Source organism: Polaribacter sp. YIW18, from assembly GCF_057219325.1.
This window is the reverse complement of record NZ_JBXVVE010000013.1, coordinates 13,756-38,962: the sequence shown is the minus strand read 5'-3', so window position 1 is coordinate 38,962 and position 25,207 is coordinate 13,756. Positions and strand designations below refer to the sequence as shown.

25 protein-coding genes are annotated in these 25,207 nt (G+C 29.3%); 17 read left to right on the top strand and 8 right to left on the bottom strand.

Annotation, left to right across the window (positions count from 1 at the left end):
* Positions 1-58 precede the first annotated feature (58 nt).
* The 3 genes from AC2D6T_RS11465 (at position 59) to AC2D6T_RS11455 (ending at position 2,748) form a co-directional block, all read left to right on the top strand.
* Positions 59-577 (top strand): GNAT family N-acetyltransferase, encoded by a 519-nt coding sequence (locus AC2D6T_RS11465; RefSeq protein ID WP_438989710.1) that lies wholly within the window; start codon positions 59-61, stop codon positions 575-577.
* A gap of 31 nt (positions 578-608) precedes the next feature.
* Positions 609-1,634 (top strand): endolytic transglycosylase MltG, encoded by a 1,026-nt coding sequence (mltG, locus tag AC2D6T_RS11460; RefSeq protein WP_438989709.1) that lies wholly within the window; start codon positions 609-611, stop codon positions 1,632-1,634.
* Between the two features lie 559 nt (positions 1,635-2,193).
* Positions 2,194-2,748, top strand: a complete 555-nt coding sequence (locus tag AC2D6T_RS11455) for a peptidoglycan-binding protein LysM (RefSeq protein WP_484681584.1) — start codon at positions 2,194-2,196, stop codon at positions 2,746-2,748.
* A gap of 203 nt (positions 2,749-2,951) precedes the next feature.
* Here AC2D6T_RS11455 and AC2D6T_RS11450 read toward each other — a convergent pair whose 3' ends face one another.
* The 3 genes from AC2D6T_RS11450 to dnaA form a co-directional block, all read right to left on the bottom strand.
* The gene (locus tag AC2D6T_RS11450; protein ID WP_438989707.1) at positions 2,952-3,656 is read right to left on the bottom strand and encodes an SAM-dependent methyltransferase; all 705 of its coding nucleotides are present in this window, start codon (positions 3,654-3,656) and stop codon (positions 2,952-2,954) included.
* Between the two features lie 86 nt (positions 3,657-3,742).
* Entirely contained in the window at positions 3,743-4,189 is a 447-nt protein-coding gene (locus AC2D6T_RS11445; protein WP_484681583.1) for a low molecular weight protein-tyrosine-phosphatase, read from the bottom strand.
* 90 nt (positions 4,190-4,279) lie between these two features.
* Positions 4,280-5,707 carry a chromosomal replication initiator protein DnaA gene (gene dnaA / locus AC2D6T_RS11440; RefSeq protein ID WP_298948872.1) on the bottom strand — a complete coding sequence of 476 codons (1,428 nt, stop codon included), beginning with the start codon at positions 5,705-5,707 and terminating at the stop codon, positions 4,280-4,282.
* Positions 5,708-5,882: 175 nt separating this feature from the next.
* On the opposite strand from dnaA, the gene AC2D6T_RS11435 reads away from it, so the two are divergent.
* Positions 5,883-6,281: an acyl-CoA thioesterase gene (locus AC2D6T_RS11435; protein ID WP_484681582.1), complete on the top strand. Its 399-nt coding sequence runs from the start codon at positions 5,883-5,885 to the stop codon at positions 6,279-6,281.
* 124 nt (positions 6,282-6,405) lie between these two features.
* Here the strand turns inward: AC2D6T_RS11435 and AC2D6T_RS11430 are convergent, their stop codons facing one another.
* The 5 genes from AC2D6T_RS11430 to AC2D6T_RS11410 are packed head-to-tail and all read right to left on the bottom strand — an operon-like array spanning position 6,406 to position 9,981.
* Positions 6,406-7,011, bottom strand: coding sequence for an IMPACT family protein (locus AC2D6T_RS11430; RefSeq protein WP_484681581.1), 606 nt, complete (start codon positions 7,009-7,011; stop codon positions 6,406-6,408).
* Positions 7,011-7,871, bottom strand: coding sequence for a GRP family sugar transporter (locus tag AC2D6T_RS11425; RefSeq protein WP_484681580.1), 861 nt, complete (start codon positions 7,869-7,871; stop codon positions 7,011-7,013). The genes AC2D6T_RS11430 and AC2D6T_RS11425 overlap by 1 nt, the downstream gene beginning before the upstream one ends.
* On the bottom strand, positions 7,868-8,479 hold the full coding sequence (locus AC2D6T_RS11420) for an HAD-IA family hydrolase (protein ID WP_484681579.1): 612 nt from the start codon (positions 8,477-8,479) through the stop codon (positions 7,868-7,870). The genes AC2D6T_RS11425 and AC2D6T_RS11420 overlap by 4 nt, the downstream gene beginning before the upstream one ends.
* Positions 8,472-9,512 carry a bifunctional diaminohydroxyphosphoribosylaminopyrimidine deaminase/5-amino-6-(5-phosphoribosylamino)uracil reductase RibD gene (gene ribD, locus AC2D6T_RS11415; RefSeq protein WP_484681588.1) on the bottom strand — a complete coding sequence of 347 codons (1,041 nt, stop codon included), beginning with the start codon at positions 9,510-9,512 and terminating at the stop codon, positions 8,472-8,474. Before ribD ends, AC2D6T_RS11420 begins: the two co-directional genes overlap by 8 nt.
* A 10-nt stretch (positions 9,513-9,522) precedes the next feature.
* Positions 9,523-9,981: an LEA type 2 family protein gene (locus AC2D6T_RS11410; RefSeq protein WP_484681578.1), complete on the bottom strand. Its 459-nt coding sequence runs from the start codon at positions 9,979-9,981 to the stop codon at positions 9,523-9,525.
* 51 nt (positions 9,982-10,032) lie between these two features.
* Between AC2D6T_RS11410 and AC2D6T_RS11405 the strand changes: the two genes are divergently transcribed.
* From AC2D6T_RS11405 to AC2D6T_RS11345, 13 genes are all read left to right on the top strand, one after another.
* The gene (locus tag AC2D6T_RS11405; RefSeq protein ID WP_484681577.1) at positions 10,033-10,524 is read left to right on the top strand and encodes a GNAT family N-acetyltransferase; all 492 of its coding nucleotides are present in this window, start codon (positions 10,033-10,035) and stop codon (positions 10,522-10,524) included.
* Positions 10,521-11,426: a peptide chain release factor N(5)-glutamine methyltransferase gene (gene prmC / locus AC2D6T_RS11400; RefSeq protein ID WP_484681576.1), complete on the top strand. Its 906-nt coding sequence runs from the start codon at positions 10,521-10,523 to the stop codon at positions 11,424-11,426. The genes AC2D6T_RS11405 and prmC overlap by 4 nt, the downstream gene beginning before the upstream one ends.
* Before the next feature lie 150 nt (positions 11,427-11,576).
* The gene (locus AC2D6T_RS11395) at positions 11,577-13,133 is read left to right on the top strand and encodes an NAD(P)/FAD-dependent oxidoreductase (RefSeq protein ID WP_484681575.1); all 1,557 of its coding nucleotides are present in this window, start codon (positions 11,577-11,579) and stop codon (positions 13,131-13,133) included.
* Between the two features lie 58 nt (positions 13,134-13,191).
* The gene (locus tag AC2D6T_RS11390; RefSeq protein ID WP_298948858.1) at positions 13,192-13,632 is read left to right on the top strand and encodes an ATP-dependent zinc protease family protein; all 441 of its coding nucleotides are present in this window, start codon (positions 13,192-13,194) and stop codon (positions 13,630-13,632) included.
* Positions 13,629-14,504 (top strand): 30S ribosomal protein S6--L-glutamate ligase, encoded by an 876-nt coding sequence (gene rimK / locus AC2D6T_RS11385; protein WP_298948856.1) that lies wholly within the window; start codon positions 13,629-13,631, stop codon positions 14,502-14,504. The genes AC2D6T_RS11390 and rimK overlap by 4 nt, the downstream gene beginning before the upstream one ends.
* Positions 14,494-15,444 (top strand): succinylglutamate desuccinylase/aspartoacylase family protein, encoded by a 951-nt coding sequence (locus AC2D6T_RS11380; RefSeq protein ID WP_438989696.1) that lies wholly within the window; start codon positions 14,494-14,496, stop codon positions 15,442-15,444. Before rimK ends, AC2D6T_RS11380 begins: the two co-directional genes overlap by 11 nt.
* A 69-nt stretch (positions 15,445-15,513) precedes the next feature.
* Entirely contained in the window at positions 15,514-16,191 is a 678-nt protein-coding gene (gene trmD, locus AC2D6T_RS11375) for a tRNA (guanosine(37)-N1)-methyltransferase TrmD (protein WP_438989695.1), read from the top strand.
* Positions 16,184-17,662, top strand: a complete 1,479-nt coding sequence (locus AC2D6T_RS11370; protein WP_484681574.1) for a glycosyltransferase family 39 protein — start codon at positions 16,184-16,186, stop codon at positions 17,660-17,662. Before trmD ends, AC2D6T_RS11370 begins: the two co-directional genes overlap by 8 nt.
* A gap of 112 nt (positions 17,663-17,774) precedes the next feature.
* Positions 17,775-18,125 (top strand): 50S ribosomal protein L19, encoded by a 351-nt coding sequence (gene rplS, locus AC2D6T_RS11365; protein WP_298948848.1) that lies wholly within the window; start codon positions 17,775-17,777, stop codon positions 18,123-18,125.
* A gap of 636 nt (positions 18,126-18,761) precedes the next feature.
* Positions 18,762-20,987: an NADP-dependent isocitrate dehydrogenase gene (locus AC2D6T_RS11360; protein WP_484681573.1), complete on the top strand. Its 2,226-nt coding sequence runs from the start codon at positions 18,762-18,764 to the stop codon at positions 20,985-20,987.
* Positions 20,988-21,075: 88 nt separating this feature from the next.
* Positions 21,076-22,323: an efflux RND transporter periplasmic adaptor subunit gene (locus AC2D6T_RS11355; protein WP_484681572.1), complete on the top strand. Its 1,248-nt coding sequence runs from the start codon at positions 21,076-21,078 to the stop codon at positions 22,321-22,323.
* A 7-nt stretch (positions 22,324-22,330) separates the two neighbouring features.
* On the top strand, positions 22,331-23,704 hold the full coding sequence (locus tag AC2D6T_RS11350; protein WP_298948843.1) for an ABC transporter permease: 1,374 nt from the start codon (positions 22,331-22,333) through the stop codon (positions 23,702-23,704).
* A gap of 3 nt (positions 23,705-23,707) precedes the next feature.
* Complete coding sequence (locus AC2D6T_RS11345; RefSeq protein ID WP_484681571.1) at positions 23,708-25,165, top strand: TolC family protein; 1,458 nt, start codon at positions 23,708-23,710, stop codon at positions 25,163-25,165.
* Positions 25,166-25,207: the final 42 nt, after the last annotated feature.

Below are 25,207 nucleotides of genomic sequence, written 5' to 3'. Positions count from 1 at the left end.
AGAAAATTAAAAACAATTTCTATACTCCTAAATGGTTTATTATTAAAGTAAATTAACGATGACTTTAACAAGTAGTAAAATAAAATTAAGAGCCTTAGAGCCCGAAGATTTAGATTTCTTATATCAAATAGAAAACAACTCTTCCTTTTGGGAAGTAAGCCATACACAAACTCCATTTTCTAAGTTTATATTAAAACAGTACATAGAAAACGCACATTTAGATATATATGAAGCCAAACAAGTGCGTTTTATTATTGAAGAAAACACCTCTAAAAAAGCCATTGGTACAATAGATATTTTTGATTTTAATCCACAACATAAAAGAGCAGGAATTGGTGTTTTAATTCACCCAAATTTTCAAGAAAAAGGATATGCAACTGAAGCGCTATCAATATTAATTCAATATTGTTTTTCTAGCTTAAACCTGCATCAACTATATGCAAATATTACTAGCGATAACAGCAAAAGTATTCAGCTTTTTACCAAATACAACTTTACAAAAGTAGGTGTAAAAAAAGAGTGGATTTTCTCAAAAGGAAAATTTAAAGATGAAGTATTATATCAACTGATAAAATAGTAACTTTGCCGCTTTGCAAAAACAGGTACCATTGAAGAAAAAAACAATTTATTTATTAGCATTTTTTTTCCTTTTAGGAGGAATATTAGCATACAACTATTACCAAAAAATATTTGGTGAAGCCATTACTAAAAAATATGTTTTATATGTAAATAGTGATGATACTTTACAAGATATAAAAGCTCATATTAAGGATATATCTAAAAATCCAAACACATTTCTTTGGGTGGCAGCTCGTAAAAACTTTTCTAAACCAAAAGTGGGTAGATATGTTTTAACAAAAGGCATGTCTAACAATGATTTGGTAAATATGCTAAGAAGCGGAATGCAAACACCTTTAAAAATATCTTTTAATAACCAAGATACTTTAGAGAAATTTGCGGGTAGAATTTCTAATCAAATTCAAGCAGATTCTATTAGTTTATTAAAATCTTTTACAAATAAAGAGTTTCTTTTAAAAAATAAACTCTCAGAAAAAAGTGTGTTGCAAATTTTTATTCCAAATACTTATGAAGTGTATTGGACAATTCGTCCAGATAAATTTAGAAACAAAATGCTAAGGGCCTACAATAGATTTTGGAATAAAAACAGAATCAGCAAAGCAGAAAAATTAGGATTAACCAAAAGTGAAGTAAGCACATTGGCTTCGATTGTTCAAAAAGAAACTGCTAAAAAATCTGAAAGACCTATTGTTGCTGGATTGTATTTAAACAGACTAAAAAAAGGAATGCCTTTGCAAGCAGACCCAACCATAATTTATTGCATTAAAGAAATAAAAGGACAAGATTATATTGTAAAAAGAGTACTAACTGTAGATTTACAAATTAATTCACCATACAACACTTATAAATATAGCGGTTTACCACCAACATTAATTGCAATGCCAGATGTTTCTGCTATAGATGGTGTTCTAAATGCTAATAATCACGACTATTTATATATGTGTGTAAATGTAGATAAATTAGGGTATCATTCTTTTTCTAAATCGTTAGCAGAACATAATAGAAATGCAGCTAAATATCACAGATGGCTTAACAAGCAAAAAATTAATAGATAATAGTTGGTGGTTTAATCTAAAAACTTTTTTTAAAATATATACAATCAAGTTTTTGTTTTTAATTTAAGAGACTCCACAAGTAAAATTAGCATTCTTTAAAAAACCTGACACAATATATAAACCTATAAGAAATATTGTAATAATTACAGAAAATATTTTAAGCACAGAATATTTGTTGGCTTTAAACGAGTATTAGCACAAAGAATATAAACTTTGATACAGAATACATTTTTATGGCGAAACAAAACTTATAAACCTAATATTACAAAACTCTTATAGTCAATTTTATATAAATTTAGTGAGAGAGTTAACAAAAACAATACAAAATCGAAATTCTTAAAATTTGTGTTTTCTATTGTTAATTTCATAAAGACACCAGCTATTACCCAATAAATTAATATCAATAGGTAAATAAAATTTCATTATATTTATTTTTATTAAATTTTAACATATTGATAATCAATTGTTTTAAAATTGCAATGTAAATTTGCACTCGCAAAACAGAAAGTTATTTTTTATCAAAAATAAATTTATATTATTAGCTATTGTTTTTATTTTCATGAATGCAATTGCAAAGAATGAAAGTAATGTTTATAAAGTAGAAAATGTAAAAACATTACGTTCGGTTTTTCCTAAAAAGATAAACCACAATATTCTATACTTAAAAAAAGACTTTATTGCTTTTAAAGAAGCTGTTGCTTTTAAAGAATCTCAAGGAAAATATAGTGTCGTAAATACTTTGGGCTATCTTGGTAAATATCAGTTTGGTAAAACTACTTTACAGAGATTTAAAATATACAATACACAAGCTTTTTTAAACAACCCAGAATTACAAGAAAATGCCTTTATAGCTTTGTGTAAAGTAAACAAATGGATTTTAAGAAAAGACATTAAACGTTCTGTTGGTAAAATCATTAATGGTATTAAAATTACAGAATCTGGTATTTTAGCTGCATCTCATTTAAGTGGTGCTGGAAATGTAAAAAAATTTCTAAGAAGTAATGGTGTTGTTCGTTTTACAGATGCTTATGGTTCAACAATTCAGCATTATATGAAAAGGTTTGGAGGTTACAATGTTTCTAACCTTGTAGCCGATAAAAAAGCAAAAGTTTAATAGACTTTAATTAATTATTTTTTATCACTTTTATTTATAAATCCTTCAATTCTAGAGGCTGTGAAAAAATACTGTTATCACCAAAAAACAAATACTGGATTTTTTAAAACCACAATTGATCTAAAAATATCTTTATTCCTAAGTTAATGATATTTAGATTGTATTTTATAATTGATAGAGTTACAAGTTTTATGCTTTCTAAGTTATTTATGAATTATAAAAATAGCTGGTTTTTTATGTAAATCTGGAGTTTGTTTTTTCCAGTTTTGTATAGAATCTGTTTTAATAAACTCAGTAGGTAAAGTAATATCTACAGCAATACATAAATTGGTATTGGGTGTCAATGTTACTTTTAAGTCGGCAAACATTTTTTCGTTTCTATAAGGTGTTTCTATAAAAATTTGAGATTGATCCTTTTCTTTAGACAACTTTTCTAGCTCTTTAATTGCTCTTTTTCTATCTGCTTTATCTATGGGTAAATAACCATTAAAAGCAAAATTTTGTCCATTCATACCAGAACTCATCATTGCCATCAAAATAGAACTTGGACCTACCAAAGGCACAACTTTTATATTGTTTTCGTGTGCTAATTTTACAATACTAGCACCTGGATCTGCAACTGCAGGCACACCAGCTTCTGATAGTAAACCTACATTGATACCTTCTTTACAAACGTCTAAATACTTTCTAGTTTCAATTTCTTCTGTATATTTATCTAACAGCATTAATTGTAACGAAGGTTGCGATTTTTTTGGTGAAATTTTTTTGATAAATCTTCTTGCAGATTTTTCATTTTCTACAATGTAATAATCTATTTGCTCTACTACTTTTTTTACAGAAAGTGGCATCACTTCTAAAGGTTCTGTATCTCCTAAAGTTGTAGGAATTAAATAAAGTTTACCGAACATATTTTTTAATTTATAGTAGTAGTTTAATTGATTTAGTTCTTACCAGCATACGAATTCGCCTTCTAAAATAAACAATATTTAATTTTTTAAAGTTTATTGGCAATAACTGTACAAGCTTTATCTAACATATTATATACATTTTCAAAACCTTGATCTCCTCCATAATATGGATCTGGCACAGAGTGATTATCTTGAGAAATTTCATTTAAAATTAGCTTTACTTTTTGTTTATCATCTGCATTTTTTGCCAATAAAAGGATGTTGTTGTAGTTACTTTTATCCATAGCATAAATAAAATCAAACTCATCAAAATCTGCTGCTACAAATTTTCGTGCTCGTTGATTGGTAATATTTAAACCATATTTTGCTGCTACTTCTATTGAGCGTTTATCTGGTAAATTACCAATATGATAGGCTGCTGTACCAGCAGAATCTACTAAAACTTCTTTTGAATCAACTTTAGATTGTAAAATAGCCTCTGCTAGTGGAGATCTACAAATATTACCCAAACAAACCATTAAAACTTTTTTCATAAAATATTTTTGGTAAAAAATAATAAAGATTTTATCTCTTATAAAAAGTTAAGTGATTATAATAACAGACTAAAAATGCGATGAAAACTTTTAAAAAGTAAGCTTTTTGGTTAAATCGTCTACGTATTTTCTAAACTGCTTGTCTGTTTCTGTTAGATTATCTACAGTTTTGCAGGCATGTAATACAGTTGCATGGTCTCTTTGCCCAATTTGATTACCAATACTTGCCAAAGAAGTTTTAGTTAATCTTTTCGCAAAATACATTGCTAATTGTCTCGCTTGTACAATATGACGTTTTCTAGTTTTAGATTGTAAAGTGGCTACATCCATATCAAAATATTTAGACACCTCTTTTTGTATGTAATCTATAGAAACTTCTTTCTTAGTATTTTTTACAAATTTATCTACAATCTGTTTTGCTAATTCTATAGAAAATTCTCTTCTGTTAAAAGAAGCTTGTGCAATCATCGAAATAATAACACCTTCTAATTCTCTAACGTTAGATTTTATATTTTTTGCAATATATTCTATAATTTCTTCTGGCATCTCTACACCATCTCTGTACAATTTATTTTGTAATATAGAAATTCTTGTTTCATAATCTGGTGCTTGTAGTTCTGCAGACAATCCCCATTTAAATCTAGATAATAAACGTTGTTCAATATCTTGCATATCAACAGGCGCCTTATCTGAAGTTAAAATTACCTGTTTTCCGTTTTGGTGTAAATGATTAAAAATATGGAAAAAAACATCTTGTGTACCTGCTTTACCCGATAAAAATTGAACATCGTCAATAATTAACACATCTATCATTTGATAAAAGTGAATAAAATCGTTTCTGGTATTTGACTTTACGGAATCTATAAATTGTTGTGTAAACTTTTCTGAAGAAATATACAAAACTGTTTTGTCTGGATATTTATCTTTTATATCTACACCTATTGCATGAGCCAAATGTGTTTTACCTAAACCAACACCTCCATAAATTAATAATGGATTGAATGAAGTACCACCAGGTTTATTTGCAACTGCCATACCTGCAGAACGTGCTAACCTGTTAGAGTCTCCTTCTATAAAATTATTAAAATTATAATTTGGATTTAATTGAGATTCTATTTTTACTTTTTGTAAACCCGGTATAATAAATGGGTTTCTTAACTCTCTTTTATTAGACTCTAATGGTACTGTTACCTTTTGTGGTTTTAAAGGATCTCTGTTAGAACTCGGAATTTTTACAATTTGCGGTCTATTGCTACTGTAATTGTTTTCCATTTTAACATCGTAAATCAATTTGGCATCATTCCCTAATTGTCTTACCAACGCAACTCTTAATAATTTAATATAATGCTCTTCTAACCATTCGTAAAAAAATTTACTAGGCACTTGTATTGTTAATGCTTCTCCTGAAAGTTTTACAGGCTTGATTGGTTCAAACCAAGTTTTGTATGCTTGTGGTTTTATGTTGTCTTTAATAAAAGACAAACATTCATTCCAAACTGAATCAGCAGTAGTTGTCATTTGTTATTTAGGGCGGGGTTATACGTTAATAAAATTAGATAAAAAAAAGCTTTTGAAAACTATAATTTTTACGTTCTACAAAAGTGTGAATAAATTTCATCATAAAAAAATGAAATTGCTATTGATTATTAATTATTTTTTGCGTAAAATGGAAAAATTAAATAGTTCACTAATTTTGAAAAAATCATCAACAAAAACTAGAATTCGATATTCTGAAACTGACCAAATGGGCGTTGTTTACCATGGTAATTACGCGCAGTTTTTTGAAATGGGTAGAACAGAATGGTTGCGTTCTTTAGGGGTTACTTACAAAGATATGGAAATCAGCGGAATAATGCTTCCTGTAATTTCATTAAAATGTAATTTTATAAAATCTGCTTTGTATGATGATATGCTAACCATACATACTTTTCTAAAAAAGAAACCGATGGTTAAAATTGAATTTGATTATGAGATTAAAAATCAGAATAATGAATTAATTTGTACAGGAAACTCTGTATTAGCTTTTATGAATTCTGAAACCATGAAACCAACCCACTGTCCTGATTATTTATTAAAAGCATTAGAATATTAAATAATACTGTTGAATTATTTACACAAATTGAAATATATTTTTTAATACTTCTGGCAATTGTAATTTAAATAAAAGTGATATACACTCTTAAAAAATTATTTTTTTAGATTAAAATTAAACGCAATTAACATTTTTTTATTGTTAGTTTATATAAACTATCAAAAATGGTAAAAATGGCTTTTGCATCATTTTTACGAACAGAAATTACATACTCACAATCCATTTCTAATTTCTGAGAAACAATTTCTAGATTTTTTTCTTTGATAATTCGCTGTACCACATTCATTAAATCGTAATTAAATTTTAACTGGTAGTTAACATCTATCGTTTTTACTAAAATTTCTGAAGCTTCTAAAGCCAATTGAGCCGATGTTTTATAAGCAGAAATCAACCCACCAACACCCAATTTGGTTCCTCCAAAATAGCGAACAGAAACTACTAAAATATTGGTAACCCCAAAAGACTGTATTTGCCCGTAAATTGGCAAACCCCCAGAATTATTAGGTTCACCATCATCATTGGCCCTGTATTGTGTTTTTTCGATTCCTATTTGATATGCGTAACAAAAATGTCGTGCTGAATGATGTTTTTTCTTTAAAAGTTCTAACTTCTCTTTTACATCATCTTCTGTTAAAACAGGAAAAGCGTATCCAAAAAACTTACTCCCTTTTTCTTTAAAAAGTGTTTCTTTAGATGGTTTTTTAATTGTTTTATATGTGTCTTCTTTCATTATGCAATAGTTACTAAAATAATACCTAAAACAGCCAAAACAACTCCAATTTTATTTTTATTACTAAACTTTTCTTTAAAAAACAACAATCCCACTAAAGTGGAAACAATTACAATAGCAACATTATTTATGGTGAATAATGTAGAGCTTTCAAAATTTTTAATTTGCAATGCTTTTATTAAAAAAATGATAGAAAAATAATTAGGAACACCCAAAGCAACACCTGCTAAAATATTTTTATAACCGAATTTCTCAGGTTTCTTTAAAGTTTTAACACCCAAAATAATCAACCCAAAAATGGCTGCAATACCAAACAAACTACCAGAAAAAATAGAAACATCTCGATCATCAACATAATTAGTTTGCACAAATTTTAAAAAAGTATCTATAATACCAGAACCTAAAAAAAGTAAAATGGGAAATAATAAGGTTCCATTTTTTGTGTTTTTTTCTTCATTTACAGAGGATAAATACACCGCCACTAAAGCAAATAAAATTCCTGATATTTTTAAAAAACTAACAGATTCTTTGTAAAGAATAATACCAAAAAAAACAGGAATAACCACAGACATTTTACCTGCGATAGAAGTTACAGAAACACCATTTTTTTGAGCGGTCATTGCCATTACAAAAAAAACAGACACAAACATTGCTCCTAAAAATAAAGCGCCAAAAAACCAAGGTTCTAAATATATTTTATGAATAGGTATTTGTCTTTCTGCCAATAAAAAACCCATTGTAAAAGCCACTATATAATTGACAACAATGGCTTTTAAAACATCAATTTTATAAATACCGAAAAACTTAAAAATAACAAATAATCCTGTCGAAAAAAGGATGCTTAATAAAAGGAAAATCAAAATAAATGTTTTTTTATGGTAAATAATTGGGTTACATCTTCTTTACCTGGCGTTAAATTCCAAACTTTCAAACCTATAGATTTAGCAGCCTTTGTATTTTCTTTGGTATCATCTATAAAAAGTGTTTCTGTAGCTTTTAAATTGTGCTTTTTCAATACAAATTGATAAATATCTAAATTCGGTTTTCTAAAATTAATTTCATGTGTTAAATAAAATGCTTCAAAACAATTTTTAAATTGATTGTACAAATCCATTCCCCAACGTTCTTGAATCCAAGAAATGTGTAAATCATTTGTATTGCTTAATAAAAACAACCTATATTTTTTTTCTGAAGCTAATTTCTGAATGAATTGTAATCTATGTTCAGGAAAATCTCTCAAGATAGAATTCCAAGCTTTTTTTAAAATTGCTGATGGGATTTCTAATTTTTCTTCAAAGTAATACAAGAACTCTTTTGTTGAAATTAGCCCCATTTCATAATCATTCAAAACACGTATTATAGTTGCATCATCTTGGTTTATTCCTAAGTTTTGTAATTCTTTGGCAAAATGTTTTTTATCTAAGTTGATAAAAATATCTCCAAAATCGAAAATGATGTTTTTAATCATTAAAATACGTTTTTAAAATATCATTTTGTATTTTTTCTTCTATAAATTCTCCTTTTAAAACAGGTGCTTTTACTCCTTTTTTAAAAACAGAACATCCCACAAAAACAAACGCTTCGTCCCAAAGGTTTTCATCAATAAAAGTTTGTAAAGTTCGGGTTCCACCTTCTATAATTAAAGACTGAATTTTGTGTTTGTGTAGAACTTCGCAAATTTGTTGTGCTATATTTTCATCAAAGTTTATACTTTCAAAAAAAACATTTTCTCTAGTTTCTTTATGAATATTTTTTGAATCTAAAATTACAATGGTACTTACTTTTCCATCAAAAACATGTAAATTTTTAGTTAATTTTAATGAACTATCTATCACAATTCTAATGGGGTTTTGTCCAGACCAACTTCTAACATTCAGTTTAGGATTATCTGCCAAAACGGTATTTGTACCTACCAAAATTGCATGTTCTTTTGCTCGTAATTTGTGCACCAATTGTTGAGAATACGTGTTGGAAATCCAAAAAGGATGTTGTTTATCTTTTTTAATGGGAGCAATAAATCCGTTTTTAGTTTCTGCCCATTTTAAAATAATGTAAGGGCGTTTTTTTTCTTGAACTGTAAAAAATCGTCTGTGATGCGCTCTACATTCATCTTCTAAAACACCTACAACCACCCCAATGCCTGCGTTTTGCAATCGTTCAATTCCTTTTCCAGCCACCAAACTATTGCTGTCTACACAACCAATTACTACTTTTTTAAATTGATGTTTTACCAATAAATCTGCACAAGGTGGTGTTTTACCAAAATGAGAACAAGGTTCTAAGGTTACATAAATAGTAGCATTTTTTAAAACTGATTTGTCTTTTACTGCATTTACAGCATTTACCTCAGCATGATTACCACCATAATTAGAGGTAAAACCTTCGCCAATAATTGTGTTATTTAGCACAATTACAGCACCCACAGCTGGGTTTGGTCGTGTAAAACCAATACCGTTTTTTGCAATTTGCAAACAGCGTTTTATGTAAAATTCGTGTGTAATATCTGTTGGCTTAAAATTTAATTTCTTGCTCTTGATCTATGTGGTAAACTTTAGAGAAACCAAAAAACGTATACTTTAAATCTCCTTTAAAATGGACTTTTATGGATTTATTTAGTACAGAGTTTAACAATCCGCCTAAAATGCCATTTTTATTATTTTCGAACACTTTTTTTGCAGGTACAATCACTTTTAAAGGTATTGCAAATGCTTTTCTTGCCGGTACTTTAAACTCATCTGAAGATACTTGCGCCAGTTCTGTTCCATTGATAATCACCTTAATTTCGTCTGTAGAAATTTTACCACCAACATCATTTGGATTTTCAAAATAAGCAGCAGCTTTTAACCGAATTGTATCACTTTTAAAAGAAATTAATTTTAAATCGTCTACCTTTAAAAATACTGGTTTTTTCTTTACAGAACATCCTAAAATAAACAAACATAAAAAAATAAAATATACTAGATTTTTCATATTAAAAATTAAAAAAATAGGTAAATTGCTCCTGCAAAAATACGGTATTAAATGATATATGAAGATTTTATCATAAGAGAAATAAAAACCAAAGATAATAAAGCACTAGCAAAGGTTATTAGAAATGTAATTTTAGAAATGGGCGCACCAAAAGTGGGCACTGCTTATGAAGATGAAGCCACAGATAAAATGTTTGAAACCTATGAAAAAGAAAAAGCAGTTTATTATGTTTTAGAACATAAAGGAAATGTGGTTGGTGGTGCAGGAATTGCTCAGTTAGATAATTTTGATGGCAATGTTTGCGAATTACAAAAAATGTATTTTTTACCCATTGCAAGAGGCAAAGGTTTGGGCACAAAACTAATTTCTAAATGTTTAGAAAAAGCAAAAGAATTTGGTTTTGAAAGTTGTTATTTAGAAACCTTACCTTATATGAAAGATGCAGTAAAACTGTACACTAAAAATGGTTTTACCAATTTAGAAAAACCTTTGGGAAACACCTGCCATTATTCTTGTAATGTGTGGATGCTAAAAGAAATATGACATTAAAAAAATTTAAACTTTATTTTTCTGATAAACTCTCAGAAATTTATCCACAAACAGAGATAGATTCGTTTTTTTTTATCCTGATTGAGGAACTTTTAGGCCTCCAAAGAATTGATACGGTTTTAAAACCTGATTTTATAATAGAAAATGAAATTTTAAATAATTTAAAAAACATCATTTCTAGATTAAAAAAAGAAGAACCGATACAATATATTTTAGGAAAAACAGCATTTTACGGTTTACCATTTTTGGTAGATAAAAATACGTTAATACCAAGACCAGAAACAGAAGAATTGGTTGAGTGGATTTTAAAAGAGATTCAAGAATTAAGAATCAAGATACAAAAGGAATCACTTTCTATCTTAGATATTGGTACAGGAACTGGTTGTATACCAATTTCATTGGCAAAAAACCTAAAAAACGAAACTATTTCTGCTATTGATGTTTCTTCAAATGCTTTAAAAATAGCAAAACAAAATGCTAGTCTAAACAACGTTACTATTGATTTTTTTGAGTTAGATATTTTACAAGCAGAAAATCTTAATAAATTATCTGTTTCAGCACAATCGAAAACTCATTCTAATAACAAATACGATATTATTGTTTCTAACCCACCTTATGTTAGAGAATTAGAAAAAGTAGAAATAAAAAATAATGTTTTAAACAACGAACCCCATTTGGCTTTGTTTGTAGATAATGAAAATCCACTTATTTTTTATAAAAAAATAGCTGATTTAGCAAAAAGTCATCTTACTAAAAACGGGCTGTTATTTTTTGAAATCAATCAATATTTAAGCAACGAAACTGTTACAATGCTCAAAGAAAAAGAGTTTACAAATATCGAGCTAAAAAAAGATTTGTTTGGTAATGATAGAATGATACAAGCAAGGTTGATTTAGTTTGTATCTAAATTTAAAAACCTATAACCAAGTTAATACCAAATTTAAGTTTTTAAAACGATATCACATTCCTCTTATTTTAAAAAATCTCCCCAAAAAATGACAAAAATTCTCTCAAATAATCTTCTTTAAATTACCTACTTTTGTGGCATGGTTAAAGAAATTCAACTTCGTGTAAATTTAATAGAAGAGTGTAAAGAAAATATTCTATTATACAAAGCCTCTAAGCAACTAAAAGTTGATAAAACAGAAGTTACAGCTATAAAAGTTTTACGTAAATCTATAGATGCTCGTAAAAAAGACATCATTTTTAATTATAAAGTAGCCGTATATATAAACGAAGCTGTACCAGAAAAATCTGATTATATTTTTGAGTATAAAGATGTTTCTAACGCTAAAGAAATTCATATTATTGGTTTTGGTCCTGCAGGCATGTATGCTGCTTTACGCTGTATAGAATTAGGTTACAAACCCATTGTTTTAGAACGTGGTAAAAATGTACGAGACAGACGTAGAGATTTAAAAGCGATCAATCAAGATCATGTTGTAAACGAAAATTCTAACTATTGTTTTGGCGAAGGTGGTGCAGGAACGTATTCTGATGGAAAATTATACACCCGAAGTTTAAAACGCGGTGATGTAAGAAGGATTTTTGAAAACTTAGTTTTTCATGGAGCAACTGAACAAATTTTAGTAGACGCACATCCTCATATTGGTACCAATAAATTGCCTAAAATTATCCAGAATATTAGAGAAACCATTTTACAATTTGGTGGCGAAATTCATTTTGAAACCAAAGTCGTAGATTTTATAATAAAAAATAATACGTTAAAAGCCATTCAGCTAGAAAATGGCTCAGAAATGACTGTAAATTCGGTAATTTTAGCCACAGGTCATTCTGCAAGAGATATTTACGAATTATTGTATAAAAAAGAAATAAAAATTAAAGCAAAGTCTTTTGCAATGGGCGTTCGTGTAGAACATCCACAAGAAATTATAGACCAAATTCAATACCATTGTTCTGGAGAAAGAGACGAATTGTTACCAGCAGCAGCCTATAGTTTGGTGCAACAAGTAAATAATAGAGGTGTGTACTCTTTTTGTATGTGTCCTGGTGGTTTTATTGTACCTGCAGCAACTGCAGAAGGCGAAGTTGTGGTAAATGGAATGTCTCCATCTAGAAGAAATAATAAATTTGCAAACTCTGGTATTGTTGTAGAGTTAGATATTGATAGAGATTTTAAGAAGTATGAAAAATTTGGTGCTTTAAAAGGTTTAGAATTTCAAAAAGATTTAGAAAGAATTGCTTTTTTTGCAGGGGGTAGAACACAAACAGCACCAGCACAAAAATTGGTAGATTTTGTGGATGGTAAATTATCTACAAACTTAAACGAATGCTCTTATCAACCAGGATTAAAATCGGCTCCACTACACTCTCTTTTACCAAGAATTATTGGTAGTAGATTACGTAAAGGCTTTCCTGAATTTGGAAAAAAAATGCAGGGTTATTTTACCAACGAAGCTAATATTGTGGGTGTAGAATCCAGAACCTCATCTCCAGTAAACATCCCTAGAAAAGAAAATTTAGAGCATGTAGAAATTAAAGGTTTATATCCTTGTGGAGAAGGTGGTGGCTACGCAGGAGGTATTGTTTCTGCTGCCATGGATGGAGAACGTTGTGCAGAAGCAGCTATTGAAAATTTATAAATAATTAACAAGTGATTTAAACAAGTCTTTATAAATTTACAAACATTAAATCGCAAGAATGAAATTAACTATCGGCAGAGAAGACAAAGCAGATTTTCCAGAATTTTATTTAGAAGACATAGATATTAAAGTAGATTCTGGCGCTTACACCTCTTCTATTCATTGTGCTAATATCAAAGAAATTATAAAAAACAATAAAACTATCATAAAGTTTACGTTGTTAGATAAAGAGCATCCTTTATACAATAACAAAGAGTTTACATCTGATGATTATACATCTAAAATTGTAAAAAGTTCTAATGGTATAAAAGAAACAAGATTTAGAATTCACACAAAAATCACAATTTTTAATCAAACTTTTCCCATCTATTTAACACTTAGTGAACGTAAAGACATGAAATTCCCTATATTACTAGGACGTAAATTTTTGAATAAAAAATTTGTGATTGACACTGCAAAGAAAAATTTATCGCACAAATTAAAATATAAAAATAAATGAGAATTGTAATTTTATCTAGAAATCCTAAACTTTATTCCACAAAAAGATTAGTTGAGGCTGCAGAAAAACGTGGACATGAAGTAATGGTGGTAGATCATTTAAAATGCAATATCGAAATAGAAAAAAAATCTCCAAAAATATATTATAAAGGAGAATATTTAACTGGCATAGACGCCATTATTCCAAGAATTGGCGCCTCTGTTACTTTCTATGGTACAGCTGTTATACGTCAGTTTGAAATGATGAAAGTGTTTACCTCTGTTTCTTCTATGGCGCTAACCAGATCTAGAGACAAATTAAGTAGTTTACAAATTTTAGCAAGAGCAGGTGTAGGTCTGCCAAAAACCGTTTTTACCAATTATACAAAAGATGTAGAGCATGTTGTAAAATCTGTTGGTGGTGCACCTTTAGTTTTAAAATTATTAGAGGGTACACAAGGGTTGGGCGTTGTCTTAGCAGAAACTAAAAATGCAGCTACTTCTGTTTTAGAAGCTTTTAATGGTTTAGGCGCCAGAGTAATTGCACAAGAATTTATAAAAGAGGCTGGTGGTGCAGATATTAGAGCCTTTGTCATTGATGGTAAAGTTGTGGGTGCTATCAAGCGACAAGGTAAAGAAGGCGAATTTAGATCTAACTTGCACAGAGGAGGAAATGCAACAGTTATAGAGTTAACAGACGAAGAAGAAAAAACAGCATTAAAAGCAACCAAAGCATTAGGTTTGGGTATTGCTGGTGTAGATATGTTACAATCTTCTAAAGGCCCTTTGGTTTTAGAAGTAAATTCATCACCAGGTTTAGAAGGAATAGAAATTGCTACAAAGAAAAACATAGCTAAAGAAATTATAAGATACTTAGAAATTCATGTCGAATAAACCATTCTTTTTATTAGGAAACGAAATTCCTAAAGGAGAACGTACAGTTTTAGACTTAAAAGTTGCCAAATTACATACAAGAACCACAGTAAATGTTCCTGTAATTATAGAGCGTTCATCTAACCCTGGGCCTGTAGTACTTTTGCTTGCAGGTATTCATGGAGATGAAACCAATGGTGTGGGTATTATTAGAGAAATAATTAGTCAAGACATTAACAAACCTAAAAACGGAACCATTATTTGTATTCCTGTTTTTAATATTTTTGGCTATTTAATTCAAACAAGAGAATTTCCTGATGGTAGAGATTTAAACAGAATGTTTCCTGGCTCTGCAACTGGTTCTTTGGCCAGCCAATTTGCCTATCAATTTACTCAAAAAATTGCTCCCTTTGTAGATTATATTATCGATTTTCATACAGGTGGTGGAGAAAGAGATAACATCTCGCAAATACGTTGTGTAGAAACAGATAAAAAAGCTTTAGAATTAGCTAAAGTATTTAATCCACCCACTATTGTGTATTCTAATAATATTGCAAAATCTTTACGATATACTTGCAATAAAATGAGTAAAACTATTTTACTTTTTGAAGGTGGAAAATCAAAAGAACTCAATCCAACTGTTATTAACGAAGGTGTAAATGGTACTAAAAATGTATTGATACATTTGGGTTTAATTGATGGAGAAATCACTGTAAGAGAGAAGCCTATTATTGTTTCTAAAGCAAAATGGCTGCGTTCTTCTCATTCTGGAATGTTTAAAATAATAGCAAAAAATGGCAGTTTTGTAAAAAAACACGAAGTTTTAGGCATTATACAAGATCCTTTTGGTGAGTTTAAAAAAAGGATTAGAGCACCACATAATGGGTATATTTTTTGCACCAATAAAACTCCTATAGTAAATAAAGGTGAAGCTTTGTTTCATGTAAGTATAGAAGAGTAAAAAAACAACTCTTAAAAAGTAAACATAATTTAGCAAGTAGCAATTCTTTAAAAATACTACATTTGCAAAATGCGAATAGATATTATTTCAGTAGCACCAGCTTTATTAGAAAGCCCTTTTAACCATTCCATTATAAAACGCGCCAAAGAAAAAGGTTTGGCAGAAATTATAATTCACGATTTACGCGAATATGGTTTAGGTAACTACAAACAAATAGACGACACACAATTTGGTGGCGGTGCAGGGATGGTTTTAATGATAGAACCCATATCTAATTGCATCAAAAAACTACAAGCAGAAAGAGTTTATGATGAAATTATTTATATGACTCCAGATGCAAAAACACTGAATCAAACTACTGCAAACACCCTTTCTTTAAAAGAAAATATTTTAATTCTAACTGGACATTACAAAGGTGTAGACCAACGCATTAGAGACCTTTACATTACAAAAGAAATTTCTATTGGAGATTATGTTTTAACAGGTGGCGAATTAGCAGCAGCTGTTTTAGTAGACGCTGTTGTACGTTTAATTCCCGGTGTTATTGGCGATGAACAATCTGCCCTAACAGACTCTTTTCAAGACAATTTATTATCTCCTCCCGTTTATACAAGACCTGCAAATTTTGAAGGTACTAAAGTGCCAGAAATATTATTATCTGGTAATTTTCCAAAAATTGATGATTGGCGATCAGAAAAAGCCTATGAAAGAACGAAACAAATAAGACCCGATTTATTAGATGAGTAAATTCGTTTCATTCATAAAAAACAACAAAGCCATTTCTTGGGTTTTAGGTTTTCAATTTTTTAGGTTGATATTACTCCCATTTATGGGCTTAATGCCACAAGATGCTTACTATTATTTGTATGGGCAAAATTTATCTTTATCGTATTTTGATCATCCAGGAATGATTGGCTATTTGCTGCGTATATTTTCAGAGATATTTGGGCAATCTATTTTTGTGGTAAAATTGACAGATTTTGTAGTAACCTCATTAACCATTTTAAGTTTTTACAAACTAGCTTCTTATTTTTTATCAAAACAAAAATTACAAAGAGCTTTTATTTTAATAGCTTCTACTATTTGTGTTTCTATTTTATCATTCAACTCTACACCAGATGTACCCTTACTTTTATTCTGGACATTAAGTTTAATCTGTTTATACAAGGCCATTTTTGAACAACAAAAGTGGTATTGGATTTTTGCGGGTTTAGCCATGGGATTCGCATTTAATAGTAAATACACAGCGCTTTTATTACAAATTGGTTTATTGGGTTTCCTTGTATTTTCAAACCAATACAGAAAATTATTACTTTCTCCTTGGTTGTGGTTTTCAATCATAATTTCTGTAGGAGTTACTTTTCCTGTTTGGTATTGGAACTATCAAAATGAGTTTGCCTCTTTTGCTTTTCAATCCTCAGAAAGAACCAATTCTATCTCAGAATTTAAAATATCACCCAGTTACTTTTTTGGAGCTATTGGGCATCAACTATTTTTATTATTACCCGTTTTATTTTTGCTATTTATCACTTTTACCTTTAAATATATCAAAAGAACCTTGGTAAAATTCAAATTACCACAATCTAAAACATTATTTCTATTTGCCTTTTTTGTGCCAACCTTTGTAGGTTTCTTTAGCCTTACTCCTATTTATTGGGTAAAATTAAATTGGATGATGCCTTCGTACATTACAGGAATCATTATTGCAGCCATGTTTATCACTAAAAAGCAATTAAAAATTCAGTTGATATTTTCAATTGTTTTTCATGTAGTTTTTGCACTACAAATTTTGTTTTACTTAGTTCCTATTAAAAGTGATGATACTTGGGTTGGATGGAAAGAATTGGCAGAAGAAACAAGAAGCTTACAACAAGAGTATCCAAATACATTTATTTTTTCTAACGATAATTACAAAACATCTGCCTGTTTAAACTTTTTTATTGATGATAAAGTTTATGCACAAAACATTATTGGTTTACCTGCTTTACATTTCGATTATTTAGGTGATAACTTATCTAATTTAGAAGGAAAAAACGCCCTATTTATAGATTCTGATAAAAGATTTAAAAACAAAGATAAATTAGGAGAAGTAAATCCATTATTGAAAACATATTTTAAAAACGTAACAGAATTAGCCCCTATTATTATTAAAATTAATAACAAAGAGGTTCGTAAATTTTGGGTTTTCTATTGTACTGACTATCAACCTAAAAAATAATTAAAATAATTTGTATCAACAAAAAAATAATTATTACTTTTGCAACCGCTAAATTAACCTCTGACGAAGAAATCGTGAATGTTGCTTTACAAAATCAATTAAATTAAAAGATATGGAATCTTTAGTAAAATTTGTTCAAGACGAGTTTGTAACAAAAAAAGAATTTGCAGAATTTGCTGCTGGTGATACAATCACTGTTTATTACGAAATTAAAGAAGGAAACAAAACGCGTACTCAGTTTTTTAGAGGTGTTGTTATTCAGAGAAGAGGAAATGGAGCTTCAGAAACATTTACTATCAGAAAAATGTCTGGTACTGTAGGTGTAGAAAGAATCTTTCCTGTAAACTTACCTTCTATCCAAAAAATTGAAGTTAACAAAAGAGGTAAAGTACGTAGAGCTCGTATCTTTTACTTTAGAGGTCTTACTGGTAAAAAAGCTAGAATTACCGAAAAAAGAAGATAATACTTCATTTAATACAGAAACAAAAAAGCGTTGTAAAATTTACAACGCTTTTTTTTATGAACAAAAGTTAACAACCCTTGTTAGTAATGTGTTGATTATTAATTGGTTAAAAATTATACGGAATACAAATAAAAAAATATATTTACGTAAGTATTTATTAAGCTTTGTTAGTTTTATAAACTAAAAACGGTATGTAAATATTTAAAGAATGTTCTTTAGAATATTGTTTGTCTAAGTTTAAAGAGATGTATAGCCCTAAAAAAGTTTTCTTTTTACATTTAGATAAATAACAGAAACACAAATAAAGTTTTAAAAAAGTAGAATGCTTTTTTAAAATAAAGTGTTTTAAAATTTGAAATAAATTAGCTTATTTTTTTCGTAAAAAAAAAAATTAAATGATTTTAATTTATTTCAAAAAAAGCCATATTATAGCAAGAAATTGTTTAATATGGCTTTTATTTTTAACTTTCACGAAATCGATTTCAAAAATTACAAATACTTTAATAAAACATACTAATTAATAACATATTACCAATTAAAATTTCAACTTAATTTCTTAAATTTGCTCGCTTTCAAAAAAAAACATATTTTTTGTTGGAAGATTTTCTATAAGTACAACTACAAAAACATAGTTTCATGAGTAAAATAGCTAAAATAGTATATACAAAAACAGACGAAGCTCCAGCTTTGGCTACACGTTCTTTTCTACCCATTGTAAAAGCATTTACAAAATCTTCTAATATAGAAATAGAAGTGAAAGATATTTCTTTAGCAGGTAGAATTTTAGCGAATTTTTCTGAGTATTTAAACGAAGATCAAAAAGTAGAAGATGCACTTGCTCAATTGGGTGAACTGGCCAAAAACCCAGAAGCTAATATTATAAAGTTACCAAATATTAGTGCATCTGTACCACAAATAAGTGCAGCTGTTAAAGAATTACAAGCTTTAGGTTTTGCAATTCCAGATTACCCAGAAGAAGCAAAAACTGCTGAAGAAAAAGCAGTGTTAGCCATTTTTAATAAAGTAAAAGGTTCTGCAGTAAACCCAGTTTTAAGAGAAGGTAACTCTGACAGAAGAGCACCAAAAGCAGTTAAAAATTACGCTCGTAAAAATCCACACTCTATGGGTGCATGGTCTGCAGATTCTAAAACTCATGTAGCAACAATGTCTGAAGGAGATTTTGCAAATAATGAAAAATCTGTAACACTAGATAATGCAACCTCTATAAGCATACAACACATTGCAGAAAATGGTGCAAAAACTGTTTTAAAAGAAACTGTAAACCTATTAGAAGGAGAAATAATAGATGCTACTGTAATGAGCAGAAAGGCACTATTAAACTTCTTAGAAACTGAAATCAATGACGCTAAAGAACAAGGTGTTTTGTTATCATTACACATGAAAGCAACCATGATGAAAGTTTCTGACCCAATTATTTTTGGGCATGCAGTGCGTGTTTTCTTTAAAGAGTTATTTGATAAACATCAACAAACATTTGATAAAATTGGTGTGGATGTAAATAACGGTTTTGGTAATTTATTAAGAAATCTAGAAGAATTATCAGAAGAAAAAAGAGCAGAAATACTATTAGATATTGCAGATATTTATAAAAAGAGACCTGCTGTGGCTATGGTAAATTCAGATAAAGGAATTACCAACTTACACGTACCATCTGATGTAATTATAGATGCTTCAATGCCTGCTATGATTAGAACTTCTGGCCAAATGTGGAACAAAGAAGGGAAATTACAAGACACCAAAGCCATTATTCCAGACAGTTCTTATGCTGGTATTTATACAGCAACCATCGATTTTTGTAAAAAGCATGGCGCTTTTGATCCTACAACTATGGGTACTGTACCAAATGTTGGGCTTATGGCTCAAAAAGCTGAAGAATATGGTTCTCATGACAAAACTTTTGAAATTGAAGCAAATGGAAAAGTATTTGTTGTAGATGCAGATGGTAACACATTATTAGAACATACAGTTGAGGCTGGTGATATTTGGAGAATGTGTCAAGCAAAAGACGCTCCAATTCAAGACTGGATAAAATTAGCAGTAACAAGAGCAAGAGCTTCTAAAACACCTGCTGTTTTTTGGTTAGATAAAAACAGAGCTCATGATGCAGAAATTATTAAAAAAGTAAATAAATATTTACCAAACCACGACACTAGTGGTTTAGATATTAGGGTTTTATCGCCAATAGAAGCAACACATTTTACTTTAGAGAGAATTAAGAAAGGAGAAGATACGATTTCTGTTTCTGGAAATGTATTGCGTGATTATTTAACAGATTTATTTCCTATTTTAGAATTGGGTACTTCTGCAAAAATGCTATCTATTGTGCCATTAATGAATGGTGGCGGATTGTTTGAAACAGGTGCTGGTGGTTCTGCTCCAAAACACGTAGAGCAGTTTATGGAAGAAAACCATTTACGATGGGATTCTTTAGGTGAATTTTTAGCATTAGCAGTTTCTTTGGAACACTTAGGAACTTCAAACAATAATGAAAAAGCGTTGGTTTTAGCAGAGACTTTAGATGATGCTACTGATAAATTTTTAGACAATAAAAAATCTCCATCTAGAAAAGCGGGCGAGTTAGACAATAGAGGAAGTCATTTTTATTTAGCGCTTTACTGGGCAGAAGCCTTGGCAAATCAGACTAAAAACACAGCATTAAAAGAAGAGTTTACAGCAGTGTATAAACAATTACAAGAAAACGAAGCTACAATTATAGCTCAGTTAAATGAAATTCAAGGGAATCGTGTAGATATTGAGGGGTATTACATGCCAAATGAAACCCTTGCAAATAATGCTATGAGACCTAATGCTAGCTTTAACAATACACTAAGTAATCTATAATTGTAAAATTATAAAGATATTAACATAATGAGAGCCTTTTGGCTCTCATTTTTTTTTAGCTTTGGTTTTTAATAATCAACCCAAAAAAATGAGCAAAAAAAGAATTGCAATAATCACAGTAGCTTTTTTAGTGATTTCTTACTTAGTATACAGTTATTTTTCTCCTTCTTCAGACGATAAAGTATACCTTACTTCTAAAGTAAGAAAAGGGAATTTTATAAGTGAAGTAGTAACTTCTGGAGAAGTACAATCTACCAGTCTTAAAAAAATTACAGGACCACCAAACTTAAGAAAGTTTAGACTAAGAGATATTAAAATTCAAGATTTAGTGCCAGAAGGAACTATTGTAAAAAAAGGAGACTATGTTGGAAAGTTAGATCCATCTGGAGTAAATGAATTGATTTTAGATGCAAGACTAAACTTAGAAGCTGAAGAATCTAAATTTACACAACAACAGTTAGACACTACACTTACCTTAAAACAAGAAAGAAACGCTGTAAAAGATTTACGTTTTAGTATGGAAGAAACCAAACTAGAACTAAAACAATCTATTTATGAGCCACCAGCAACTATTAAAGGTCTAGAGAATAAACAAGAAAAATTAGAGAGAGATTTTAGAGAAAAACAAGAAAACTATAAAATAAAAAAGAGACAAGCTAACGCTAAAATGGTTGAAGTTGGTACTAAAGTTTCTAAAATTAGAAAAGAATTAGACGATCTTTTAAAGTTATTAGAATCTTTTACCATTTATTCTGATGGTAATGGTATGATTACTTACGATAAAAACTGGGATGGTACTAAGAAAAAAGTTGGTTCTACAATCAGCCCTTGGCAACCATCTATTGCAACCTTACCAGATTTAACCAAAATGGAATCTAAAACCTACGCAAATGAAGTAGATATTAGAAAAGTGGAAGAAGGTTTACCTGTAAAAGTAGGTTTTGATGCTTTTCCTGATGTAGAATTAGAAGGTGTTGTTACAGATGTAGCAAATGTTGGCGAAAAGAAAAGAGGTTCTGATATTAAAGTTTTTCAGGTTTTAATTAAACTAAAGGAAATAGATAAAAGTATTAGACCTGGTATGACAACCTCTAACAAAATATTAACTTTCGAAAGAAAAGATGTTTTAAGCGTTCCTTTAGAAGCTGTTTTTACACAAGATTCTATTACTTATGTATTTAAAAAGTCTGGTTTTTCTATCAATAAAAAACAAGTTAAAATAGGAGATTCTAACAACGATTCTGTAATTATAAAAGAAGGCTTATCTGAAAACGACGAAGTGTACTTAAACAAACCAGAAGGATTAGACAAAAGCGCAATAGTAAAATTAAACTAGCATTTCTATGTTCGATAAAATTTATATAGAAAAGCTAAAGTCTAACTTTACTGAAGCTGTGCGTGTTATTGCATCAAACAAAGTAAGAACTTTACTAACTTCTTTAGGTATTATTTTTGGGGTTGCAGCTGTAATTACAATGCTAGCCATTGGTAATGGTGCAGAAAAAGAAATTTTAGCACAATTAGAATTGGTAGGTGTAAACAATATTGTTATAACACCAATACCAGATGAAAAAGATGATGGCAATGAAGAAGATTCAGATGATGGCACAACAGAATCTAAACGTTTTTCTAAAGGTTTAGATTTATTGGATGTAAAAAGTATTCAAAAAACCATCCCTTCTATAAAAACAGTAAGTCCAGAAATTGTTTTAGAAACCTATGTGATAAAAAAAGGAAGACAAAATCCTGTAAAATTAATTGGCGTTTCTAACAACTATTTTAAAACCTCTAACATAGATATTGAAAGTGGCAAAAACTTTTCTTCAGCACAATCAGAAAATGCATTACCTGTTTGTATTATTGGAAAAAAAATAGAAAAAAAATTATTTACAGGAGAAAGTGCTATAGGAAAAAGAATAAAAGTTAAAGATGTTTGGCTACAAGTTATTGGTGTTATTGAAGAGAAATTTATTTCAGATACTGCACAAGAAAACCTAGGTATTAGAGACATGAACCAAGATGTTTATATACCTCTACAAACTTTTTTGGTAAGATATAAAGACAGAAAGATAATATCAGATAAAACTATAGAAATTTCTAGTGGTGGTGTGTTTATTAGTAGTGGTGGTCAACAAGGGCCTAAAAAGAGAATTCCTAGAGGTAACTATCATCAGTTGGACAAATTAGTAGTACAGGTAGAAAACTCTAATCAACTAAATGCAACTGCAGATGTTTTAAGTAGAATGTTAAAAAGAAGACATAATGGAATGTTAGATTTTGAAATATCAATACCTATTCAACTTTTAAAACAACAACAAAAAACAAAGCAAATTTTTAATATTGTACTAAGTATTATTGCTGGTATTTCTCTTTTAATTGGGGGGATTGGTATTATGAATATTATGTTAGCCTCAGTTTTAGAAAGAACGAAAGAAATTGGTATTATTAGAGCCATTGGCGCTACACAAGAAGATGTTATTCTACAATTTTTAACAGAATCTGTATTAGTAAGTATTGGTGGTGGTATTATAGGTATTGCTTTGGGCGTTTTGGCCTCCTATATTTTAGAAGTAACTACAGGTATCGAAACTATTTTATCACTTAGTTCCATCTTATTATCCTTTTTTGTGGCCACCTTAATTGGTTTAATATTCGGAATTGCACCTGCAAGATCAGCCGCAAACAAAAGCCCAATTGAAGCTATTAGACACGAATAAACTATGAAAAATATTATAATTACATTTTTTTGCTTTCTATCAATTCAAGTATTTAGTCAGCAACAAATCACCTTAAAACAAGCAATAGCGATTGCTCAAGAAAAATCGCCAGAATACAAGGCTTTAATAAATCAAAATCAAGCAAGTTATTGGCGTTATAGAAATTATAAAGCAGGTTTTTTACCACAATTACGTTTACAAGCAACCTTACCACAATATAGAAATTCTGTGAATAGAATAGTTTTAGATGATGGTTCTGATGATTTTAGAAGATCTAATCAAATAAGATTTGATGGAAGTATCTCTTTAAATCAAAATATAGCTTTAACTGGTGGTACTATATCTGTTAGTTCTCAGCTAGAAAGAATAGATAGGTTTGAGCCAAGTGAATCTACAGGTTTTGCAGTAATCCCTTTTTCTTTAAATTATAATCAAAATTCTTTACTCTATAATCCTTTTAAATGGCAAAAGAAAATAGAACCACTTCTTTATGAAGAAGCTAAAAGAGAATTTATAGAGCGTATGGAACAAATTTCTTTAAATACAAGTAGAAGATATTTTGCTTTATTAAAGTCTCAAATACAGGCTAAAATTGCCAAATCTAACCTCTCTAATCAAGATACTTTATTCCAAATTTCTAAAGGTAGATTTAAAATGGGTAAAATAGCAGAAAATGATTTATTACAAATAGAATTATCTGTTTTAAACTCAGAAAATGAAGTAATTACCAATGAAATTAATCTAAAAAGAGCTTCACAAAATTTATCAAGATACTTAGTATTAGATACAGAAAATATTTTATTATCTACTCCAAAAGAGTTATCAACTTTTACTGTAACAGTAGAAAAAGCTTTAGAAGAGGCTAAAACTAACCGAAAAGCTGTTATAGAATTTAGAAGAAGAAGACTGCAAGCAGAACAAGACGTTGCAGAAGTAAAAGGGAACAATAAACTAAGTATGAGTTTAAGAGCAAATTTTGGTATTTCTCAACAAGGAAATCAATTTAATACTTTATTCGACAACTTTAACCAACAACAGAGTGTTGTTTTATCTATTGGTATGCCAATTTTAGACTGGGGTGTATCTAAGTCTAGAAGAAAATTAGTAGAAGCTAATAAAGATTTAGTTAATACAAATATTAAAATAGAACAGCAAGAATTTGAGCAAGAAATTTATTTACACGTTTTAAACTGGCAAAATCAACGAAACTTTTTAGAAACTACTAAAAAGGCACAAGAAATTGCTTTAAAAAGATATGAAATAGCCAAAAAGAGATTTATTTTAGGTAAGATAACCATAACCGACTTAAATATCGCATTACAAGAGCAAGACAGATCTGTTCTATCGTATTTAAATTCATTAGAAAAATTCTGGAACGACTATTACATATTAAGAAGACTTACTTTATACGACTTTGTAAAAAACAAAAAAATTGAAGTAAAAGACATTATTTATGATTAGAAAATAATTTTAAAAAATTACCTTTTAACGTTTTCTTACCAA

Coding starts and splice junctions, on each gene's coding strand:
- AC2D6T_RS11465 (WP_438989710.1), top strand. CDS start 59: ATGACTTTAACAAGTAGTAAAATAAAATTAAGAGCCTTAGAGCCCGAA.
- AC2D6T_RS11455 (WP_484681584.1), top strand. CDS start 2,194: ATGAATGCAATTGCAAAGAATGAAAGTAATGTTTATAAAGTAGAAAAT.
- AC2D6T_RS11450 (WP_438989707.1), bottom strand. CDS start 3,656: ATGTTCGGTAAACTTTATTTAATTCCTACAACTTTAGGAGATACAGAA.
- AC2D6T_RS11445 (WP_484681583.1), bottom strand. CDS start 4,189: ATGAAAAAAGTTTTAATGGTTTGTTTGGGTAATATTTGTAGATCTCCA.
- dnaA (WP_298948872.1), bottom strand. CDS start 5,707: ATGACAACTACTGCTGATTCAGTTTGGAATGAATGTTTGTCTTTTATT.
- AC2D6T_RS11430 (WP_484681581.1), bottom strand. CDS start 7,011: ATGAAAGAAGACACATATAAAACAATTAAAAAACCATCTAAAGAAACA.
- AC2D6T_RS11420 (WP_484681579.1), bottom strand. CDS start 8,479: ATGATTAAAAACATCATTTTCGATTTTGGAGATATTTTTATCAACTTA.
- AC2D6T_RS11410 (WP_484681578.1), bottom strand. CDS start 9,981: ATGAAAAATCTAGTATATTTTATTTTTTTATGTTTGTTTATTTTAGGA.
- AC2D6T_RS11405 (WP_484681577.1), top strand. CDS start 10,033: ATGATATATGAAGATTTTATCATAAGAGAAATAAAAACCAAAGATAAT.
- prmC (WP_484681576.1), top strand. CDS start 10,521: ATGACATTAAAAAAATTTAAACTTTATTTTTCTGATAAACTCTCAGAA.
- AC2D6T_RS11395 (WP_484681575.1), top strand. CDS start 11,577: ATGGTTAAAGAAATTCAACTTCGTGTAAATTTAATAGAAGAGTGTAAA.
- AC2D6T_RS11390 (WP_298948858.1), top strand. CDS start 13,192: ATGAAATTAACTATCGGCAGAGAAGACAAAGCAGATTTTCCAGAATTT.
- rimK (WP_298948856.1), top strand. CDS start 13,629: ATGAGAATTGTAATTTTATCTAGAAATCCTAAACTTTATTCCACAAAA.
- AC2D6T_RS11380 (WP_438989696.1), top strand. CDS start 14,494: ATGTCGAATAAACCATTCTTTTTATTAGGAAACGAAATTCCTAAAGGA.
- trmD (WP_438989695.1), top strand. CDS start 15,514: ATGCGAATAGATATTATTTCAGTAGCACCAGCTTTATTAGAAAGCCCT.
- AC2D6T_RS11370 (WP_484681574.1), top strand. CDS start 16,184: ATGAGTAAATTCGTTTCATTCATAAAAAACAACAAAGCCATTTCTTGG.
- rplS (WP_298948848.1), top strand. CDS start 17,775: ATGGAATCTTTAGTAAAATTTGTTCAAGACGAGTTTGTAACAAAAAAA.
- AC2D6T_RS11360 (WP_484681573.1), top strand. CDS start 18,762: ATGAGTAAAATAGCTAAAATAGTATATACAAAAACAGACGAAGCTCCA.
- AC2D6T_RS11355 (WP_484681572.1), top strand. CDS start 21,076: ATGAGCAAAAAAAGAATTGCAATAATCACAGTAGCTTTTTTAGTGATT.
- AC2D6T_RS11350 (WP_298948843.1), top strand. CDS start 22,331: ATGTTCGATAAAATTTATATAGAAAAGCTAAAGTCTAACTTTACTGAA.
- AC2D6T_RS11345 (WP_484681571.1), top strand. CDS start 23,708: ATGAAAAATATTATAATTACATTTTTTTGCTTTCTATCAATTCAAGTA.